Raw genomic sequence first — 21,183 nt, forward strand, 5'->3', positions numbered from 1 at the left:
AGAATCAAGTATGGAGTAAGCGGCAAAAAAGAGGCGCCGCGCTGAAAAATAAATCTCAACGCGGCGAGAGAGGGCAGATTATCAGGAGAGGGTTTCGCGTGGCACCATCACCACACCGCCCTGATTACCGTAGGCGGAAAGCACCGATTTCTGGCGGCTGTTCTGGCCGACCAGCGAAGCCAGTTCATCCATGCGCGCCTGCAACAGGCGTTTCACTTCACTTTCGTTATCCAGAATATGGCGCAGTACCGGGCGCAGTTGCTCCTGAACCTGAACCGATGGGGCGGCAGCCTCTGTCGATTGCGCTAATGATTGCACCGCGCTGACATACTCCATCTCCCGGCTGATCAATTCATCCCATTCGCCCTGCGCCGCGTGACGCAGCATTCCCTGGCTGAGATCGAGTAACTGTTGGTAAACGGCAATCAGATGCGGTGCAATAATCATTAAACGGCGTCCTGAATCAGGTTAGGTTGAACCACTTCTTTCCACGCGTCCGCGATGTTGCGCAGTAAGCCTTCGACTTCTTCGACAGCTTCAACATCATTGTGCAGGTTGGCCTGCAGCAGGCGGCGCGTCATGTAGTTGTAAAGACCCAGCAGGTTATCTGCCAGCTCATCACCACTGTTTTCACTGAGGCCCTGTTTCAGACCTCCTTCAATGATATTGATGGCTTTAGAGATGGAATTACCTTTGCCTTCAATATTGCCATCCTGCATAAACAGACGAGCGCGAATCAGCGCGCTGAGCGCGCCGTCGAACAACATCACCACCAGCTGCTGCTGGCTGGCGCTCATCACGGCGCTTTCCACGCCGATTTTTGCATAGGCTTTGGTGCCTGTAGCACTGTACATGGTCACTCCTATGATTTACTTGAAGAATTTGAAGTATCGAACTGTTGCGTCAGATAAGTACTGGTCGCATTGAGTTTGCTGATGGCCAGATCCAGCTGGGTAAACTGTGTTTTATAACGTGCGATATCAGCGTCAATGCGATCGCTAGTAGTGTTATAAAGGGTGGTTAAGTTATTCAGTGTCTTGCTGACGCCATCGGTGGCGGCCTGAACAATCCCTTTGGACGACAACCATCCTGTGATGTTGGTAGCGATTTTGGTGGTAATGCCGGTAGTTTTCCCGTCCCCCACGATCATCTCTTTAACGCCAGCGGCATCTTTATCCAGCGCGGCACTAACCTTAGTGGAATCAATTTTCAATGAACCCGTCTGGGGATCGGTGGTTATGCCAATCTGTCCCAGTGATTTGTAGGATGATGAGCTTTGCGCGTTAGTCAGCATGCCTTTCAACTGGGTCTGGATAGTGCGCAGGGTGCTGTCACCCAGCAGTGCGCCATTGCTGGAGTCCTGCGAATCCGTATTGGTATCAACCTTGGTGTATTTAGTCAGGGTATTGAACTGATCCAGCAACGAATTGTAGGCATCTACCCAACTGCTGATGGCGCTGGAAGCTTTTGAGGTATCTTTGGTAATCGTCAGTGTCTGATCGCCAACCGTCTGCGCAGTCAGATTTAAGGTAATCCCTTCCAGTGCGTCGCTGATCTGATTGCTGCTGTTCTCAATCGCCACGTTGTTCACGGTCAGTTGGGCATTCTGCGCCTTAACGCTCTCTGTCATTACATTGCTGCTGGCAGATGCATCAAAACCCATGATCCCCTGCAATGTGCTGTCGCCGGTAACGGCAATGGATGCCACCGCATTGTCGCTGCCGGTTTTATTGGCGCTCATGGATAAGCGGAAACTGCCGTCCGATACCTTAATAATGCTGGCGGTGACACCAGCATTGGCGCTGTTGATGGCGTCACGCATGCCGGTCAGCGAAGTCTGATCGCTGGAAAGCGTCACACTCTTGCTGGTGCCATCTTTTAAGGTAATCGCAATGCTGCGACTGGCCACTGAACTATCGCCCAGAGCGGCGGTGTTGCTGCTCTGCACTGATGAGGTCAGGACCTGCGCCTGTGCCAGCTGAGTCACATTAATCGCATATTTTCCTGCCACGGTGCTGCCAGAGGTGGTAGCGCTAAATGCTGTAGAGCTGCTAGCCGCGGTAGTAGCGGTAAACAGGTCGGCACTGTTCAGCTTGGTGTTTGCAGTCTGGAAGGTCGTCAGTGAACTTTTCAGGGTGGCATAGGCACTTAGCTTGGCGGTATAAGCCGTCTGCTGGGTTGAAATAGGTTTGAGTGAGGCTTTTTCAGCGGTGGTCAAACTGTCAAGCATAGTACTGAGTGGCAGGCCGGAACCTACGCCAAGGTTGGTAATGCTAGCCATGATAATTCCTTTATAAGGTCGACAAGGAGAATGATTACCAGGGTTATCGGCCTTGATTAACTAAAGTTTAAAATTATTTGCCTTAGGGTAATGAGGTAAATAAGCACTATAGAGAAGGGTATTTCAACGACTAGAAAATTAATCAATTAAGTCTAAAGAAGTTCGGCAGGGTGGCGATAACCAAAAACGTGACAGGTTGAAGCAAAAAAATTCGCCTGGTACTAAAAAAATTCTAAAGGTTGTTTAACGGCAGACGATAACAACTTTGACGGCGCTGAAGCCGGCGGGTTGAAGCCCACACCTTAACCGAAAGACTTGATTAACAGGAAAATTTATCATGGCCCAAGTCATTAATACCAACAGCCTCTCGCTGATCACTCAGAATAACATCAACAAGAACCAGTCAGCTCTGTCTACTTCAATGGAGCGTCTGTCTTCTGGTTTACGTATCAACAGCGCGAAAGATGACGCTGCTGGTCAGGCAATTGCCAACCGTTTCACCTCTAACATCAAGGGCCTGACTCAGGCTGCTCGTAACGCCAACGACGGTATCTCTGCTGCGCAGACTACTGAAGGCGCACTGTCAGAAATTAACAACAACTTACAGCGTGTTCGTGAATTGACCGTACAGGCTCAGAACGGTACCAACTCTGATTCAGACCTGTCTTCAATCCAGGACGAAATCAAATCACGTCTGGGCGAAATCGACCGCGTATCGGGTCAGACTCAGTTCAACGGCGTGAACGTGCTGGCTAAAGACGGCGCAATGAAAATTCAGGTTGGCGCAAACGACGGCGAAACCATCAATATTGATCTGAAGAAGATTGACTCTTCAACTCTGGGTCTGTCAGGGTTTTCTGTTTCCAAAAACTCCCTGAAAGTTAGCGATTCTATTACTCAGATTGGTGATACCAGCGGCAAAATGGCTGCAGTAGACTTGTCTGATGTTGCTAGTAAACTGGGTGTTGATGCAAGCTCTCTGTCGCTGCACAACGTGCTGGACAAGGATGGCGCTTCAACTGCTAACTATGTTGTCAGTTCTGGTAGCGATAACTATGCCGTTTCTGTGGACAAAACTGCAGGTACCGGCGGCAAAGTTACGCTGAACACTACGACCGTAAATTATAATGATGCTGTGAACGGTGTAAGTGGTGCAAGCCAAAGTGGTCAGTTTGTTAAAGTATCTGCTGACAAAGATGGTAATGCTGTTGGTTTTGTTACTGTTCAAGGTAAAAATTACATCGCAGGTGACACTGGTGATGGTGACGATGTTTTAGCTAACACTGGTAGTGCTACACCGACTAACATTGCAACAGGTGGCACCACGGCTCTTGAATTGACAAGCAAAGGTAATACTAAGGCTACTCCTGAGTTCTCTGGTGCTGCAACTAATGATCCACTGGCACTGCTGGACAAGGCTATCGCATCTGTTGATACCTTCCGTTCAAGCCTGGGTGCGGTCCAGAACCGTCTGAACTCAGCGGTAACTAACCTGAACAACACCACCACTAACCTGTCTGCAGCACAGTCTCGTATTCAGGATGCTGACTACGCAACTGAAGTTTCAAACATGTCTAAAGCGCAGATCGTACAGCAGGCGGGTAACTCAGTATTGTCTAAAGCTAACCAGGTTCCACAGCAGGTTCTGTCTCTGCTGCAGGGCTAATCGCCTTACACCCCAATTCAAAACCCTGCTTCGGCAGGGTTTTTTTTTGCCTGTTTTAGGCGTATTCCATCGCGTGCCCGGCTAACGCTGCATCACCGCTTCATTGGGTCTGGCCTTTACTGTATTCCTTGAAGTGCAACAGCAGGTTCGCCGCTTAACAGGGCTGATAAAGTTTCAATCTGTCTGCCATCGATGAATCAGCGTGAACGCTTCGGTCAAAAAAGTCATGCCGTGGCTCGCTGAACGCCCCCTGAATAACCCTGCCGTGGCACTATTTATCGTTCTGCGCTGCGCTTATTCACCCCCCGGTTACAGTTCCCCTCCAGCCTGCCGATAACTCCTTGCAGAACAACATCACTTTTGATCCATTTTCCTTATTTTGTGGAGTGTCTATGCGCTTCAATTATGACTTGTTACCGGGTGAGCGGCTGACCTTTGAGGAGATCGCGCTGCGCTATGCCCAGCAATATCCTGAGGAGAAGGAGCTGACGGCGCGCGCGCTGCTCAGCCCGTCAACCAGCTTTCGCACCCTGAAAATCCGTGCGGTGTTCGCGCAGGAAGAGAGCAACAGTCCGCTGGAGGATCTGCTGTTCATCGCCAACGATAATGAACGTAAAAATTACCTGCGCCGCTTTGAGCACTACCTGAAGCAAAACCTCTCTTTCCTCTATTTCCGCCGCAGCGAGAAAGAGAAACGCGACAATCTGTGGAAGGTGATGGGCAGCAGTCAGGTGTTTGCGATGATCGATCCCCATTCTGCCACCGCCCAGAACCTGCTCAACAGCCGCGGCTACAAACTGGTGCTGATGCACCAGGATGAGGAAGAAGCCTACTGGCAGCTGTTCAACCCGCAGGCTAATCCCTGTTTTCCTCAGTCACGCCGCATTCAGTTCATCGTGGTGCTGAGTACGCCGCAGCACAAGGTGCCTGCCGCAGTGATGCCGGGCACCGAAGTGGGGCGGCGGGTGAAGGCAAGAGTACTGCAGCGCGCCAGCCAGGCCGAGTTCAGTGCGGGCGTCAAAGCGCGCTACGGCGCCTGCGTGATGACCGGAACCCGGCTGACCGATCGGCATAACTGGCCGTGGGTAGAAGCCTGTCATATCGATACGCAGGAGAATGATGAAGGGGGACTGGCGGATAACAGCGTCGACAACGGCTTATTCCTGCGTAGCGATCTGCAACGGCTTTTCCTCAACCGACTGATAAGCATTGATGGTGAGTCGGGACAGATCCAGGTACACCCCAGCGAAGAAGCGCAGACCAACATAAGCCCTTATTATCAGGAGCTAAATGGCCGTATCTGCAGCCTGTGGTCGGCGGTACCACCCGCGACGCGCCAACGGCTGCGGGCGCGACGCTAGCCAATGTGAAGGGGGAACGAAGGATCGGCTCCCCTGACATAACAAAAATGAAATAACCTCGTTTTACCCCGCCTATTCCCCCAATCAATAACCCTACAGAATTGGATAATCATGCCGATAACTTCATTAACGCAGGGTAGTCAACGTGAACGATCTCTATACCGCCGAAGGCGTGATGGACAAGCATTCGCTCTGGCAGCGCTACGTGCCGCTGGTGCGCCATGAAGCGCTGCGCCTGCAGGTTCGTCTGCCAGCCAGCGTTGAGCTGGACGATTTGCTGCAAGCCGGAGGTATCGGTCTGTTAAATGCCGTGGAGCGCTATGACGCGCTACAGGGAACAGCCTTTACCACCTATGCCGTGCAGCGTATTCGCGGCGCAATGCTGGATGAGCTTCGCAGCCGGGACTGGGCACCACGCAGCGTTCGTCGTAACGCGCGCGAGGTGGCCGGGGCAATGCATAAGGTGGAACAGACGCTGGGTCGTGCTGCCTCCGAGCAGGAAGTCGCGCAGCAGTTGAATGTTTCGATGGAGGAGTACCGGCAGATCCTGCTGGACACCAACAATAGTCAGCTCTTTTCCTACGACGAGTATCGGGAAGAACATGGCGACAGTGCGGAACTGGTGACGGAAGGGCATGAAGAGGCCAACCCGCTTCATCAGTTGATGGAAGGGAGTCTGCGTGAGCGCGTCATCGAAGCGATCGAAGCGTTACCCGATCGTGAAAAGATGGTGCTGACACTGTACTACCAGGAAGAACTGAACCTGAAAGAGATTGGCGCGGTGCTTGATGTGGGGGAATCCCGTGTCAGCCAGCTGCACAGTCAGGCGATTAAACGTCTGCGGGCCCGACTTACGGGAGCGCGCTAGCAGTATCAGTTCCTGGCGATTCAAAAATATAAGAAACCGGGGACTCAGCAATGGGAGCCAAGACCAAGGCCAGACCGTTAAGTCGTTATCTTAAAGACTATAAACACAGCCAGAGCAACTGTTCACACTGTGGCAAGGTATTAGATCGAATGGCGCTCGTTTTTCGTGGCCAGATCATCAATAAAGAGGCCATCGCTCGGATGGACCAGATGATTGATGAGCAACTGTGGCTGAAACTTCAGCCAGAACTGACTGCGCTCTGTCGCTTTTGTAGCGATATTTTTTGTAATACCCATCCTAATTACTTCGACATTATGGCGTTCAAACAGTATTTGTTCGAACAGACAGAGATGAGCCCCAGCACCATACGGGAATACGTGGTGCGGCTGCGTCGGCTGGACGACATGCTGAAAGCGAAAAATTTCCCGGCCGATCGGCTGCAGGGCAATAGCTGGCATCAATGTCTGGAAAGCGACCTGCCGGATGCGGGCAATAATAATTACCGTATTGCGCTGCGCAAATACGATCAGTTCTTAGGGTGGCAACAGGGCTAACGCTCCGCTGTGCACCCATTGCTCCCCCGCGTACCGCCGGTACGTCCCCGCCATTTTCACGCTGCTGAAAAGGGCGGGACGGGGGAGCACGCCTGTTTTGCCCATCACCGCATCTCCCGCCACCTGAATCAGGGTGATCCTTTTCGCATCTTCTGCAACACTGTAAGGATAATTTCCAATGCCCGAATGGAGGCAGCATTGTCTTTACATCTTTTACACCAGTTTCCCCGCCTTGAACTGCTGGGCGCGCCAACCCCGTTAGAGCATCTGCCACGACTCTCCGACTATCTCGGCCGCGATATTTTCATCAAGCGCGATGATGTCACGCCGGTGGCGATGGGCGGCAACAAGCTGCGTAAGCTGGAGTATCTGGCGGCCGACGCGCTGCGCGAAGGGGCCGATGTGCTGCTGACTGCCGGAGCGATTCAGTCCAACCATGTGCGCCAGACCGCAGCCGTCGCGGCCCGTCTGGGTCTGAAATGCGTTGCCCTGCTGGAAAACCCAATCGGCACCCATGCAGAAAACTACCTGAGCAACGGTAACCGGCTGCTGCTGGATCTGATGGACGCCGAGGTGATCATGGTCGATGCGTTGGATCGTCCGGCGGAGCAGCTGGCGGAACAGGCAACACGGCTTGAGGCGCAGGGTTTCCGGCCTTATATCGTGCCGGTCGGCGGCTCGAATACGCTGGGTGCGTTAGGCTATGTCGGCTGCGCGCAGGAGATTGCCCATCAGAGCGAAGAGGTGGTGGATTTTGCCGCCGTTATCGTCGCCTCTGGCAGCGCCGGCACCCATGCCGGGCTGGCGGTTGGCCTTGAACAGCTGTTACCGGATACCGAGCTGGTGGGGGTGACCGTTTCCCGTCAGGCTGAGGCTCAGTTGCCGCTGGTTGAGCGTCTGCGCCAGCCACTGGCAGCCCAGCTTGAAGTGCCCGCTACCGCGCCGATTACGCTGTGGGATGAGTATTATGCACCACGCTACGGTGAACCGAACGACGAGGGCATGGCGGCGGTGAAACTGCTGGCGCAGCTGGAAGGCATTCTGCTGGATCCGGTCTATACCGGTAAGGCGATGGCGGGGTTGCTGGATGGCATCAGCCAGAACCGTTTCCGCCGGGAAGGCCCGCTGCTGTTTATTCATACTGGCGGCGCGCCGGCGTTATTTGCTTATCATCCTTCGGTCTGAGACAAGCAAAAAAAACAGTTTATAATCTTGCCGTTATCACGATGGACCGGCAGCAATGTAGCGGCGTTGCCGTTATAAAATACACACAACACAATCAATAATGGGGTGAATATGACCTTTTCTCTTGTACGTCGCCAGTTGGTGATGGGCGTGATGGCCGTGGCGCTGGTCGCGGGCGTCAACGTTAAAACCTTCGCAGCTGAAAATCTGCTGAATAAAATTAAAGAGCGCGGCACGCTGCTGGTGGGACTGGAAGGTACCTATCCGCCGTTCAGCTTCCAGGATGAGAACGGCAAGCTGACCGGCTTTGAAGCGGAGTTCGCGCAACAACTGGCGCAGCACATGGGCGTTAAGGCCAGCCTGAAACCAACCAAGTGGGACGGCATGCTGGCCTCGCTGGATGCGAAACGGATTGATGTGGTGATTAACCAGGTCACCATCTCTGACGAGCGCAAGAAGAAGTATGACTTCTCTACGCCGTATACCATCTCGGGCATTCAGGCGCTGACCATGAAAGCCAACGCCGGTAGCATCACCAAACCTGAGGATCTGGCAGGTAAAAAGGTCGGCGTCGGTCTGGGTACCAACTACGAACAGTGGTTGCGTGAGAACGTGAAGGGCGTTGATGTCCGTACCTATGATGATGACCCGACCAAATATCAGGATCTGCGTTCTGGCCGTCTGAACGCCATTCTGGTGGACCGCCTGGCAGCACTGGATCTGGTGAAGAAAACCGGCGATACCATGGCCGTAGCAGGCAACGCTTTCTCCCGTCAGGAGTCTGGCGTGGCGGTGCGTAAAGGCAATGACGATCTGCTGAAAGCGATTGATCAGGCTATTGCAGAGATGCAGAAAGATGGCTCACTGAGCAAGCTGTCTGAAAAATGGTTTGGCGCGGACGTGACTAAATAATGCAGGAAAGTCTTCAACTGGTGCTGGATTCAGCACCATTTTTATTAAAAGGCGCGCTGTTTACGCTGCAACTCAGCATCGGCGGAATGTTCTTCGGCCTGGTGCTGGGGTTCATTCTGGCACTGATGCGGTTGTCACGCTTCTGGCCGGTTAGCTGGCTGTCGCGGATCTACGTTTCGATCTTCCGCGGTACGCCGCTGATCGCCCAGCTGTTTATGATCTACTACGGCTTACCGCAGTTTGGTATCGAGCTGGATCCGATTCCCTCCGCCATGATTGGCCTGTCGCTGAATACCGCGGCTTATGCGTCGGAATCACTGCGTGGCGCAATCTCTGCGATTGAGCGCGGCCAGTGGGAAGCGGCGGCCAGTATTGGCATGACGCGCTGGCAAACACTGCGCCGGGTGATACTGCCGCAGGCGGCACGGACCGCGCTGCCGCCGCTGGGTAACAGCTTTATCAGTCTGGTAAAAGATACCTCGCTGGCGGCGACCATCCAGGTGCCGGAGCTGTTCCGTCAGGCGCAGCTGATCACCTCGCGTACGCTGGAAGTGTTCACCATGTATCTGGCTGCCTCGCTGATTTACTGGGTAATGGCGACGGTGCTGTCCGCCCTGCAGAACCGGCTGGAGCAGCATGTTAATCGTCAGGATCAGGAGTCGAAATGAGTGCCATCGAAGTCAGAAAACTGGTGAAATCCTTCAATGGCCAGACGGTGCTGCATGGCATCGATCTCGACGTAGCGGCAGGCGAAGTGGTGGCGATTATCGGTCCCAGCGGTTCGGGTAAAACCACGCTGCTGCGCAGTATCAACCTGCTGGAAGTGCCGGACAGCGGCACCATCCGGGTGGGGGATATTACCGTTGATGCGGCGCTGGCGCAGAGTAAACAGAAAGAGCAGGTGCGTCGTCTGCGCCAGCAGGTTGGCTTTGTCTTCCAGAACTTCAATCTGTTTCCCCACCGTTCGGTGATGGAGAACATTATTGAAGGGCCGGTAATCGTCAAGCGCGAAGCCAAAGCGGACGCGGTGGCACGTGCCCGTGAGTTGCTGGAGAAAGTCGGACTGCATGGCAAAGAGCAGAGTTACCCGCGCCGTTTGTCAGGCGGTCAGCAGCAGCGGGTGGCCATCGCCCGGGCGCTGGCGATGCGGCCGGAGGTGATTCTTTTTGATGAACCGACCTCGGCGCTGGATCCGGAACTGGTTGGCGAGGTGCTTAACACCATCCGCGCCCTGGCCGAAGAGAAACGCACCATGGTTATCGTCACGCATGAGATGAGCTTTGCTCGCGACGTGGCTGACCGCGCTATTTTTATGGACCAGGGCCGCATTGTGGAGCAGGGCGAGGCGAAAGCGTTGTTCAGTAACCCGCAACAACCGCGAACCCGTCAGTTCCTCGACAAATTTCTGAGTCAGTAACGCCGCAGCCTTCCTTCGGGAAGGCTGCGTTAACCCGTTTAAATAACGCTGTTTTTCCGTAAAATAACCCTGCTGCTAAGGGGTTATTCGCGCTGAAAGTCATCGCTATCATATATTTTTAAATCTCCGTTAAACCTTTTGCCACATCTGACAAAACTTTTCTGTTCATTGTTTATTACATGGCTTTTAGAGTTGCCACTTTCTCTTATTTAAACCGTGGTGACTCTCCAGTAATATTATCTTTTTCACCGCAATAAGGGTAAATAAAGCCGCTGCCTGGCTATTTATTGATAAGTGTAAGGAAACGTTCAACTCGGTAAATAACTGTAGCATCAGGACCACGCCGCATTTTTTAAGACTTTCGCTACATTCACCACCGGTTCAATGACGAATAATCGCTGGATAACCATAAAAGCAATACTGATTTCCTCGCTTTTACTTTTCAGCATTCTGACCTACACAGCAGGAGTCATTGAATGAACAACACCAAGCCAGAGCAAATAATGTGGGTGAATACCCTGAAAGGGGGCTGTATTTTACTGGTGGTCCTGTACCACACGGTGCTGCCGGGTTTTGAAGGGACGCTGAAATATCTTTCTGCCGGATGGCTACCCGCTGAAATATGGGTGCAGTTTAATACGGTCCTGTCACCGTTACGTATGCCGGCGTTTTTCTTTGTTTCAGGCCTGCTGGCGACCAACGGTATTATTAATCGACCGTGGAAGCAGGTATTTACCAGCCGGATCACCAATCTCTTTTATCTCTATATTTTATGGGGCTTTATTCAGTGGTGGTCGATTCTCGGCATCTCCACCGAAATTACCGGTCAGCGTATTTCCCAGAATCTGAATGCAGCCTATGCGGGTTCGCTATTAGAATTTCTTAAGCTAACGTTTATGGCCATGAGCACCTCATGGTATCTGTACGGGCTTGGTCTCTATTTCCTCTGCGCCAAAGTTTTTCGCCAATATAAACTGGTGCTGATGGTGGCGGCGATTGTGCTGAACTATCTGGCGGTGGAGAAAATTATTCCCTACTGGGGACCACAAAGCCTGGCGCAATATTTCCTGTTCTTCCTGCTGGGCGCTTTCTGGAGTCAGACTATGCTGCGCCTCAGCGAATGGCGGCGTGAAAACCTGATGCCGTGGGCCGTACTGGCGGCGCTGGCGGGCATTCACGTTATTTTCGGGCTGGATAAGAGCCTGTTCATGTGCATTCTGGCGGTGCTGTTCAGTATCGCGGCCTGTCGCTGGCTGAATCAGCATTTCAGCATGCGCTATATGAACTGGATCGGCCGCAATACGTTGCAGATTTATGTGATACACCGCATTTTCATTGAGTTTTTCGGCATGTCAGCGATTCTGTTTGCCCAGCGTCACCATCTGTTTAATCAGGCGTGGTTTTCGTTCCTCTGGGCCTGTTTCTATCCGGTGGCGATTGTCGGGATCTGTTCGCTCTGCTCGGTGGCGCTCTGGTCGTTGACCAACCGCGGATTGGGACAGTCGCTGTTTATATTCCCGACGCTGATGAAGCGGGAGCGAGCCAGTGAGGTTTCGTGAATGCGCTTAGCCGCGGGCTGCCGGGGCAGGGTAGTCGCCCTCGGTATGGGCGGGTTACGTTTGCTGCGGGCTGACATAGAGTAATGTTGCGCTTGCTGCGGACTGACATTGAGTAATGTTGCGCTTGCTGCGGACTGACATTGAGTAATGTTGCGCTTGCTGCGGACTGACATTGAGTGAGCTTACGCCCGCCAGGCGATGGGGAGTTTCAGATTGCCTGAGCAGGCGGTCGCGTCAAGGGGCGGACGCCCGCCCCTTCACAATCCCGGCGTCCGGCGGCCTGCGCGCCACGCTGCGCGCGGTTCCTTCGTCACTCCCTGCGGCCGACGGACCGGCCGGACGCGCCATCCGTGGCACGATCCGTCCTTTCGCCGACTTCCTGTCGGCTCTCCTGGCCTCCGTTCACTTCTCAGCGCTGCGGACGCCTCTGGTAAAATCCTCGTCTGTAATCTCTCTTTCTTGTGGCCGACGGACCGGCCGGACGCGCCATCCGTGGCGCGATCCGTCCTTTCGCCGACCTCCTGTCGGCTCTCCTGGCCTCCGGTTGTTCCTCAGCGCTGCGGACGCCTCTCACAAACCTCCGCCTGTAATTATTTTTTCATTTCGCTGTTGCCGTGCTGTCTGATGGCCCGTTGCAAAGACAAACCTCAATATTTACCGGGATGACGAACCCAACTTGAAAAAGACGAAACAACCGCTGCAATTTACAAAGCCGCGCTGTCTGCCGACCCGATAGAAAAGACAATTCCAAAAACCCACAGCGATAAAATACCTAACATAAAAAAAGAGATAACAGCGGGTGGGTTGAATAACATTTTGTCTGCTGAGCCGAAAGCCAGAGGCAATCCCAAAAACCGACAGCGATAAAGTACCCGTCATAAAAAAAGAAATAACAGCGAGGGGTTGGGAGGCCATCTGAAGCGCTGAGCCGATGAGGGATTTCAGGACGAGCGACAGGGAGGTCGCGAAGAGTCGGGATCGTGCCAGGGATGGCGCGTCCCGCCGGTCCGTGAGAAATCCGGAAGAGGCGAAGGGACCGCGAAGCGGCGGTGAAGCAGGCCGGAGCCCGGGGTCAAGGGGGCGCGGCGACTGGCGGCCCCTTGTCGGTCGCCGGCAGCGGCGAAGCTGAAACTGCCACAGCCGGCCGGCGAACGAAACCCTCTCAGCCCCGTTCGCGCAGCGAACCGCCAAACCTCACCGGCTGGCGAACGAAACCCTCTCAGCCCCGTTCGCGCAGCGAACCCCAGCCCGTGGCCACCATGTGAACGAAACCCTCTCAGCCCCGTTCGCACAGCGAACACGCAGCTCCTTACCCGATTGTCATCAGACTGGCATTCCCGCCGGCTGCGGCGGTATTCACACTCAGCGAACGCTCAATCAGCAACCGTTCCAGCAGCAGATTGGTCTCACCGCGGGCGAAGCCCTGCACCGAAACAATCGCGCCTTCGCGTGCGGCAATTTGCTCACACAGGGTGCGCAGCTGATCGGCATCACCGTGATAAATCACCGCATCAAATTCTGCCGCTAACGGATCACGCGCCAGGGTAATACGCGCTTTCACCGCGTCTGGCAGAGAATTCAGCAGGCGACGATGCAACTCATCATCCTGCCACAGCGCCTTGCTGCCCACGCTGGTGACGGCGGCCAGTTGCACTAACGCATCCTGCTCGTTGTCGGCAAGGCAGAGCACCTGATCACGCGGCAACAGCGAGAACGTGTTGCGCTCGCCGGTCGGACCGGGCAGTAACCGTACTACGCCCGCCTGCGCCAGATCGGCATAGTGCTGGCACAACGCCGCCAGTTCAGGCTTCTCTTTAGCCCAACCCGTCAGCGCCTGATGAGGTGCCAGCAACGCCTGACGCAGGGTGCTGTCGGCAGGGCGCTCGGCATCCTGACGATCAAACGTCAGTCGCAGCGCGCCGTCCGGACGATGCGCCAGCAGACGATAGAGATAGAGCGGTCCGCCGGCTTTCGGGCCGGTACCGGATAATCCTTCGCCACCAAACGGCTGCACGCCAACCACCGCGCCCACCATATTCCGGTTGACGTAGAGGTTGCCGACTCTGGCATTCGCCGTCACCTGAGCAATAGTCTCGTCGATGCGGGTATGTACACCCAGCGTCAGGCCATAACCCGAGGCGTTAATCTGTTCAATTAACTGCGGCAGATTATTGCGGGTGAAACGCACCACGTGCAGTACCGGGCCGAACACCTCTTTATCCAGATCTTTAACCTGATCCAGTTCAATCAGGGTCGGCTTGATGAAGGTGCCGCTGCTCCACTCTTTGCTATCGTGTGGATTCTCCTGCACCGCCTGATAGACCGTGAAGCCTTTATTGCGCATCGCCTGAATGTGACGCTCAATATTGGCTTTGGCTTCAGCATCGATCACCGGACCAATATCGGTCGACAGGCGCTCCGGATTACCCATCCGGCATTCCGCCATCGCACCGCGCAACATCTTCAGGGTGTGGTCGGCAACATCTTCCTGAATGCACAGCAGACGCAGGGCAGAACAACGTTGACCGGCGCTGTCGAAGGCAGATGCGACGATATCAATCACCACCTGCTCAGTCAGCGCGGACGAGTCGACGATCATCGCATTCATTCCGCCGGTTTCAGCAATCAGCGGCGTCGGGCGACCCTGCGGATCGAGACGACCGGCCAGATTACGTTGCAGCAGCGTCGCAACCGCGGTTGAACCGGTGAACATGACGCCGCGAACCCGATCGTCGCCGGTCAGCTGCGCGCCAACCGTTTCACCCAGACCCGGCAGCAGTTGCAGCACGCCAGCTGGCACGCCCGCATCCAGCAGAATCTGTACCGCCTGCGCCGCAATCAGCGGTGTCTGCTCCGCCGGTTTGGCCAGCACGCTGTTACCCGCAGCCAGCGCCGCAGCAATCTGACCGGTAAAGATCGCCAGCGGGAAGTTCCACGGGCTGATACAGACCACCGGACCCAGTGGGCGATGGGTTTCGTTATCGAAATCATCCCGCACCATACCGGCATAGTAATAGAGGAAATCGACCGCTTCGCGCACTTCAGCGATGGCGTTGTTGTAGGTCTTACCGGCTTCACGCACCAGAATGCCAATCAGCTGCTGCATCTGGCCTTCCATGATCTGTGCCGCGCGTTCCAGAATTGCAGCACGCTCCTGAGGCGGAGTGGCGAACCAGATCGGGCCGCTGTTGACCGCCGCGTCCAGCGCCTGAGAGACTTCCTGCTCAGTCGCTTCACGTACCTGTCCGACAATATCGTTCGGCGCAGCGGGATTAACAATAGTGCGGCTTTCACCTTCACTCAGCTCACCTTCAATCATCGGCTGAGCCAGCCACGGCTGCGCGGCACTGCTCAGCAGGGCGCTGGACAGTGAGGCCAGACGGTGTTCATTGGCCATATCCAGACCGGCCGAATTGACGCGGTTAGCCCCATACAAATCGCGCGGCAGAGGAATCTTCGGATGCGGCAGGCCAATCGCCCCTTCGCTGGCACCCAGCTTCTCCACCGCCGTCACCGGATCGGCGACCAGCTCATCAATCGGCAGTGAGGTATCGGCGATACGGTTAACGAAGGAGGTGTTGGCACCGTTTTCCAGCAGGCGACGCACCAGATAAGCCAGCAGCGTTTCGTGCGTACCGACCGGCGCATAAATACGGCAGGGACGGTTAAGTTTGCCGTCCGCCACTTTGCCTACCACCTGCTCATACAGCGGTTCGCCCATGCCGTGCAGGCACTGGAACTCATACTGACCCGGATAGTAGTTGTTGCCAGCCAGCTGATAAATCGCCGCCAGCGTATGGGCATTGTGGGTGGCAAACTGCGGGTAGATCAGGTTCGGCACCGCCAGCAGTTTACGGGCGCAGGCCAGATAAGAGATGTCGGTGTAGACCTTGCGGGTATAGACCGGATAGCCCTCCAGCCCCTCCATCTGGGCGCGTTTGATTTCGCTGTCCCAGTAGGCACCTTTAACCAGACGGATCATCAGGCGACGGCGGCTCCGTTGTGCCAGGTCGATCAGCTCGTCAATCACGAACGGACAGCGCTTCATGTAGGCCTGGATGACAAAGCCGATGCCGTTCCAGCCTTCCAGTTCCGGCTCGAAACAGAGTTTTTCCAGCAGGTCGAGCGACAGCTCCAGCCGGTCAGCTTCTTCCGCATCAATATTGATGCCGATGTCATAGGAGCGAGCCAGTAGCGTCAGCGATTTCAGAATAGGGTAGAGCTCCTCCATCACCCGCTCATACTGAGCGCGGCTGTAGCGCGGATGCAGCGCCGACAGCTTGATCGAGATGCCCGGACCTTCATAAATGCCGCGGCCATTGGACGCTTTGCCAATGGCGTGAATCGCCTGCTGGTAGGAGACCAGATAGGCTTTGGCATCGCTGGCGGTCAGCGCCGCTTCACCCAGCATGTCGTAAGAGTAACGGAACCCTTTCTCTTCCAGCTTGCGGGCGTTAGCCAGCGCTTCAGCAATGGTTTCGCCGGTGACGAACTGCTCACCCATCAGACGCATCGCCATATCCACGCCTTTACGGATCAGCGGCTCGCCGCTCTTGCCAATAATGCGGTTCAGCGATCGCGACAGATTGGCTTCGTTATGGGTTGAGACCAGACGGCCGGTGAACAGCAGGCCCCAGGTGGCGGCGTTAACGAACAGCGACGGGCTGCGACCGAGATGCGACTGCCAGTTGCCGTTGCTGATCTTATCGCGGATCAGCGCATCGCGGGTCGGCTTGTCAGGGATACGCAATAACGCTTCGGCGAGGCACATCAGCGCCACACCTTCCTGCGAGGATAAAGAGAACTCCTGCAGAAGGCTTTGCACCATGCCAGCGCGTCCGGTTGCTCCTTTTTGGTGCCGCAGCTTGTCGGCCAGCTGGTAAGCCAGCTGATGGGTTTTCTCCGCCAGCGCCGCAGGCAGGCGAGCCTGCTCCAGCAGCATCGGCACCGCGTCGGTCTCCGGGCGACGCCAGGCGGCGGTCACGGTCGAACGGGTCACCGACTGCGGCAAAATCTGCTCTGCGAAGTCAAGGAACGGCTGATGCGTCTCGTCGGTCAGCGCCTCATCAGCCTCCACTGTCGCCAGGCTGGATAACGGGATTTCAGGCAGCGAATCGCCCGACTCAAGCTGGCCGAGGTAGTTAAAGATCGCCTGTTTAATCAGCCAGTGTGGCGTGCGATCGATACGCTGCGCAGCCAGTTTGATGCGCTCACGTGTCGCGTCATCCAGTTTTACCCCCATGGTGGTTGTACCCATGACTCCAGTGCTCCTTATAGTGGTTCGATACGGCGTGGCTGCACTATCACTTAAGTTGCAACTTTGTGCAACCGTGTTAAATGTGAGCCAGTTAACACCCTTTTAACGCCGTCAATTGTTAATTTTTGCAATGCGGCACGGATATTGCTGCAAGATCCTCGCCAACCTGACGGGCCTGGCAACGCGCGGTTTATGTGAGGTTGCGCCGGGTTGCAACCGACGTTATGTGAGCGAGTGCAACCTCTGAACACTTTTTCGCAATCGGTTAGTGAAATCGCTGTAACGCCTGTGTTAAATCCATTGTGCGCCGAACGCCTTTCCGGCAGGATACCGCGCCGCAGGGAAATGGCTAACGCCCTGACGAGGATAATCGGTCCGTTTTGCCCCGTTCCGGCAAGCAGGCAGCTGGCGATTTCTCTGGGATATCAAATAATAAGTGGAGAGACAGATGAGTCTAAGTACACCGATGCTGGTGACCTTTGTAGTTTATATTCTTGGGATGGTGCTGATTGGTTTTGTGGCATACCGCTCAACCAAAAACTTTGATGACTATATCCTCGGCGGCCGCAGTCTCGGCAGCGTGGTTACGGCGCTGTCTGCCGGTGCGTCAGACATGAGCGGCTGGCTGCTGATGGGATTACCCGGTGCCATTTTCATCTCCGGCATCTCCGAGAGCTGGATTGCCATCGGCCTGACGATTGGTGCCTGGCTGAACTGGAAAATTGTTGCCGGTCGCCTGCGGGTACAGACTGAGCATCACAATAACGCGCTGACGCTGCCGGACTTTTTCACCAGCCGCTTTGAAGATCACAGTAAAATCCTGCGCATCATTTCTGCCATCGTGATCCTGGTGTTCTTCACCATCTATTGTGCTTCTGGCGTGGTGGCTGGCGCACGTTTGTTCGAAAGCACCTTTGGGATGAGTTACCAGACGGCGCTGTGGGCGGGCGCAGCCGCGACCATCCTCTACACCCTGGTTGGCGGTTTCCTCGCGGTGAGCTGGACTGACACGGTGCAGGCCAGCCTGATGATTTTTGCGCTGATTCTGACGCCGGTGTTTGTCATCATCGCGGTCGGCGGCTGGTCTGACTCCATGGCCGTGATTGAAGCGAAAAGCCTCGAAAACCTCGACATGCTGAAAGGTCTGAACTTTGTCGCGGTGATTTCACTGCTTGGCTGGGGACTGGGCTATTTTGGTCAGCCGCATATCCTGGCGCGCTTTATGGCGGCCGACTCCCACCGTTCAATCCGCACCGCACGCCGTATCGGTATGACCTGGATGATCCTCTGCCTGGCCGGTGCGGTCGGCGTGGGCTTCTTCGGTATCGCTTATTTCCAGAACAACCCGACCCTGGCGGCGGGCGTCAATGACAACGCGGAGCGGGTGTTTATCGAACTGGCGCGTATCCTGTTTAACCCGTGGGTGGCCGGTATTCTGCTGTCAGCGATTCTGGCGGCGGTGATGTCGACCCTGAGCTGCCAACTGCTGGTCTGCTCCAGCGCCCTGACTGAAGATCTGTATAAAGGTTTGCTGCGAAAAAACGCCAGCCAGAAAGAGCTGGTGTGGGTCGGACGTCTGATGGTGCTGCTGGTGGCGTTAATCGCTATCGCGCTGGCGTCTAATCCGGAGAACCGGGTGCTGGGCCTGGTAAGCTACGCCTGGGCGGGCTTCGGGGCAGCGTTTGGTCCGGTGGTGCTGTTCGGGGTGTGCTGGAAGCGCATGAACCGCAACGGCGCGCTGGCGGGCATGATCATCGGCGCGTTAACCGTGCTGGTGTGGAAGCAATATGGCTGGCTCGGCCTGTATGAAATCATCCCGGGCTTCCTGTTCGCCAGCATCGCCATCGTGGTGTTCAGCCTGATGGGACGTGAACCTTCAGCCGAAGCACAGCAGCGTTTTGCCGCCGCGGAAGCGGAGTTCCAGACTAAATAACGCGCGCAGAGCGTAAAAAAGCCCGCCGGTTAATCGTGGCGGGCTTTTTTTTGTTACAAAGATAAACCACTCAAATGCGAAATTATCTCATCCGGCAACTTGTTTTTTTCGTGGCGATAATGATAATCGGTATCGTTTACATTTTACCTGATTTTACTTTTATTGACGCTGCTTAACATTCAAGAGGTTGGCGATGTTTGTTCCGTTTCTCATCATGCTGCGCGAAGGCTTAGAAGCCGCACTGATTGTCAGCCTGATAGCCAGCTACCTGAAGCGCACCCAGCGCACCCAATGGTTTCCTGCCATGTGGGCTGGGGTAGTAATCGCTGCGGCGCTCTGCCTCGGGCTCGGGCTGTTCATCAACGCCACCACCGGCGAGTTTCCGCAGAAACAGCAGGAACTGTTTGAAGGGCTGGTTGCGCTGGTCGCCGTGGTTATCCTCACCTCGATGGTGTTCTGGATGCGCAAAGTGGCGCGCAATATCAAAGTGGAGCTGGAGCAGGCGGTGGACCAGGCGCTGCAACGCTCAGGCCGCGGCGGACTGGCACTGGTGCTGATGGTGTTCCTGGCGGTGGCGCGCGAAGGGCTGGAGTCGGTGTTCTTCCTGCTGGCGGCCTTTACCCAGGATGTTGGCTACGCGCCGCCGATTGGTGCGGTGCTGGGGCTGGCGACCGCGGTGGTACTGGGCATGCTGCTTTACTGGGGCGGTATTCGCCTTAACATGGCCCATTTTTTCCGCTGGACCAGCATCTTTATCCTGTTTGTCGCGGCGGGGCTGGCGGCCGGGGCGATTCGGGCTTTCCATGAAGCAGGGCTATGGAATCGCTTTCAGGATGTGGCGTTTGATCTCAGCAACACCTTATCGACCCATTCGCTGTTCGGTACGCTGCTGGAAGGGGTACTTGGCTATCAGGAAGCCCCCAGCGTCAGCGAAGTGGTGGTCTGGGGCCTCTATCTGATCCCCGCTCTGATTCTGTTTTTTATGCCCGCGCGTCCTGCCGCGTCGGCCACTGTGCGCTAAGCCATTTATCGGGTGCGCCTGCCGCGCTCAACAACGTGATAGGGAAATAAACATGACAATGCGTTTCCGCCGCAAGGCACTGCTGGTTCCTTTGCTGGCAATCTCCGCCTCCGCTGCCGCCGCGGTGCCTCAGGTGACCGTCAGCGTTAACGACAAGCAGTGTGAACCGATGACCTTAACCGTTAAGGCCGGTAAAACTCAGTTCCTGATCAAGAACAACAGTCAGAAAGCGCTGGAGTGGGAGATCCTGAAAGGGGTGATGGTGGTTGAAGAGCGCGAGAACATCGCACCCGGATTCAGCCAGAAGCTGACCGCCAATCTGCAGCCAGGCGAATATGAGATGACCTGTGGCCTGCTGAGTAATCCGAAAGGCAAGCTGGTGGTTGAGGCCGGTGACGCCGCAGCGAAAAGCGCGCCGTCCGAGCGGATGCAGCTGGTCGGCCCGATCAGCGCCTACAAAGCCTATGTCACTGAGCAGGTGAATCAGCTGGTGAGTGGAACTCAGGCCTTTACCGATGCGGTTAAAGCTGGCGATGTTGAAAAAGCCAAAGCGCTGTTTGCCCCGACGCGTCAGTATTATGAGCGTATTGAGCCGATTGCTGAGCTGTTCTCCGATCTCGACGGCAGCATTGACGCCCGCGAAGATGATTATGAGAAGAAAGCGGAAGATCCAAAATTCACCGGTTTCCACCGGCTGGAAAAAGCGCTGTTTGCCGATCACAGCACCGAAGGGATGGCGGGTTACGCGGATCAGCTGAACAAAGACGTTAAAGATTTGCAGACCCGCATCAGCGAACTGGCTTTCCCGCCAGCCAAAGTGGTCGGTGGTGCGGCAGGGCTGATTGAAGAGGTCGCCTCCAGCAAAATTTCAGGTGAAGAAGATCGCTACAGCCGTACCGACCTGTGGGACTTCCAGGCCAACGTTGATGGTGCCCAGAAAATTGTTGAACTGCTGCGGCCGATGGTCAGTCAGGCTAACCCGCAGTTACTGGCAAAAATCGACGGCAACTTTAAGAAAGTGGATGCGATCCTGAGCAAATATCGCACCAAAACCGGTTTCGAATCGTATGAGAAACTGACCAGCGCCGATCGTAATGCGCTGAAAGGACCGATTACCGCCCTGGCGGAAGATCTTTCATTACTGCGTGGCACCCTGGGTCTGGATTAAT

Annotated in this window: 16 protein-coding genes; 12 read left to right on the top strand and 4 right to left on the bottom strand. The window is 55.3% G+C overall.

Annotation, left to right across the window (positions count from 1 at the left end):
• Nucleotides 1-81: 81 nt before the first annotated feature.
• The 3 genes from fliT to fliD are packed head-to-tail and all read right to left on the bottom strand — an operon-like array spanning nt 82 to nt 2,281.
• Complete coding sequence (gene fliT, locus AABB92_RS03415; RefSeq protein WP_031375091.1) at nt 82-447, bottom strand: flagella biosynthesis regulatory protein FliT; 366 nt, start codon at nt 445-447, stop codon at nt 82-84.
• Nucleotides 447-854: a flagellar export chaperone FliS gene (fliS, locus tag AABB92_RS03420; protein ID WP_031375092.1), complete on the bottom strand. Its 408-nt coding sequence runs from the start codon at nt 852-854 to the stop codon at nt 447-449. The genes fliT and fliS overlap by 1 nt, the downstream gene beginning before the upstream one ends.
• An 8-nt stretch (nt 855-862) precedes the next feature.
• Nucleotides 863-2,281, bottom strand: a complete 1,419-nt coding sequence (gene fliD / locus AABB92_RS03425) for a flagellar filament capping protein FliD (protein WP_031375093.1) — start codon at nt 2,279-2,281, stop codon at nt 863-865.
• 337 nt (nt 2,282-2,618) lie between these two features.
• Here fliD and AABB92_RS03430 point away from each other — a divergent pair, with 337 nt between their 5' ends.
• From AABB92_RS03430 to AABB92_RS03470, 9 genes are all read left to right on the top strand, one after another.
• Nucleotides 2,619-3,947, top strand: a complete 1,329-nt coding sequence (locus AABB92_RS03430; protein ID WP_031375094.1) for a FliC/FljB family flagellin — start codon at nt 2,619-2,621, stop codon at nt 3,945-3,947.
• 392 nt (nt 3,948-4,339) lie between these two features.
• Entirely contained in the window at nt 4,340-5,308 is a 969-nt protein-coding gene (locus AABB92_RS03435) for an HNH endonuclease signature motif containing protein (protein ID WP_031375095.1), read from the top strand.
• Between the two features lie 145 nt (nt 5,309-5,453).
• Nucleotides 5,454-6,176: an RNA polymerase sigma factor FliA gene (locus AABB92_RS03440; protein ID WP_031375096.1), complete on the top strand. Its 723-nt coding sequence runs from the start codon at nt 5,454-5,456 to the stop codon at nt 6,174-6,176.
• A 50-nt stretch (nt 6,177-6,226) separates the two neighbouring features.
• A complete protein-coding gene (gene fliZ, locus AABB92_RS03445) occupies nt 6,227-6,730 on the top strand; it encodes a flagella biosynthesis regulatory protein FliZ (RefSeq protein ID WP_031375097.1) in 504 nt (167 codons plus the stop codon).
• Between the two features lie 198 nt (nt 6,731-6,928).
• Nucleotides 6,929-7,915, top strand: coding sequence for a D-cysteine desulfhydrase (locus AABB92_RS03450; RefSeq protein WP_031375098.1), 987 nt, complete (start codon nt 6,929-6,931; stop codon nt 7,913-7,915).
• A 111-nt stretch (nt 7,916-8,026) separates the two neighbouring features.
• A complete protein-coding gene (gene tcyJ, locus AABB92_RS03455; protein ID WP_031375099.1) occupies nt 8,027-8,827 on the top strand; it encodes a cystine ABC transporter substrate-binding protein in 801 nt (266 codons plus the stop codon).
• A complete protein-coding gene (gene tcyL, locus AABB92_RS03460; protein ID WP_031375100.1) occupies nt 8,827-9,495 on the top strand; it encodes a cystine ABC transporter permease in 669 nt (222 codons plus the stop codon). The genes tcyJ and tcyL overlap by 1 nt, the downstream gene beginning before the upstream one ends.
• A complete protein-coding gene (gene tcyN / locus AABB92_RS03465) occupies nt 9,492-10,244 on the top strand; it encodes an L-cystine ABC transporter ATP-binding protein TcyN (protein ID WP_031375101.1) in 753 nt (250 codons plus the stop codon). The genes tcyL and tcyN overlap by 4 nt, the downstream gene beginning before the upstream one ends.
• 476 nt (nt 10,245-10,720) lie before the next feature.
• Nucleotides 10,721-11,803, top strand: coding sequence for an acyltransferase family protein (locus tag AABB92_RS03470; RefSeq protein WP_031375102.1), 1,083 nt, complete (start codon nt 10,721-10,723; stop codon nt 11,801-11,803).
• A gap of 1,309 nt (nt 11,804-13,112) precedes the next feature.
• Here AABB92_RS03470 and putA read toward each other — a convergent pair.
• The gene (gene putA, locus AABB92_RS03475) at nt 13,113-17,060 is read right to left on the bottom strand and encodes a trifunctional transcriptional regulator/proline dehydrogenase/L-glutamate gamma-semialdehyde dehydrogenase (RefSeq protein WP_046288255.1); all 3,948 of its coding nucleotides are present in this window, start codon (nt 17,058-17,060) and stop codon (nt 13,113-13,115) included.
• Nucleotides 17,061-17,508: 448 nt separating this feature from the next.
• Here putA and putP point away from each other — a divergent pair, with 448 nt between their 5' ends.
• The 3 genes from putP to efeO all read left to right on the top strand — a co-directional run bounded on the left by putP (nt 17,509) and on the right by efeO (nt 21,182).
• The gene (putP, locus tag AABB92_RS03480) at nt 17,509-18,993 is read left to right on the top strand and encodes a sodium/proline symporter PutP (protein ID WP_031378122.1); all 1,485 of its coding nucleotides are present in this window, start codon (nt 17,509-17,511) and stop codon (nt 18,991-18,993) included.
• Between the two features lie 193 nt (nt 18,994-19,186).
• Nucleotides 19,187-20,014 carry an iron uptake transporter permease EfeU gene (gene efeU, locus AABB92_RS03485; protein WP_031378123.1) on the top strand — a complete coding sequence of 276 codons (828 nt, stop codon included), beginning with the start codon at nt 19,187-19,189 and terminating at the stop codon, nt 20,012-20,014.
• Nucleotides 20,015-20,066: 52 nt separating this feature from the next.
• Nucleotides 20,067-21,182, top strand: coding sequence for an iron uptake system protein EfeO (gene efeO / locus AABB92_RS03490; protein WP_046288256.1), 1,116 nt, complete (start codon nt 20,067-20,069; stop codon nt 21,180-21,182).
• Nucleotide 21,183: the final 1 nt, after the last annotated feature.

Source organism: Pantoea brenneri (assembly GCF_038594305.1).
GTDB lineage: Bacteria > Pseudomonadota > Gammaproteobacteria > Enterobacterales > Enterobacteriaceae > Pantoea > Pantoea brenneri.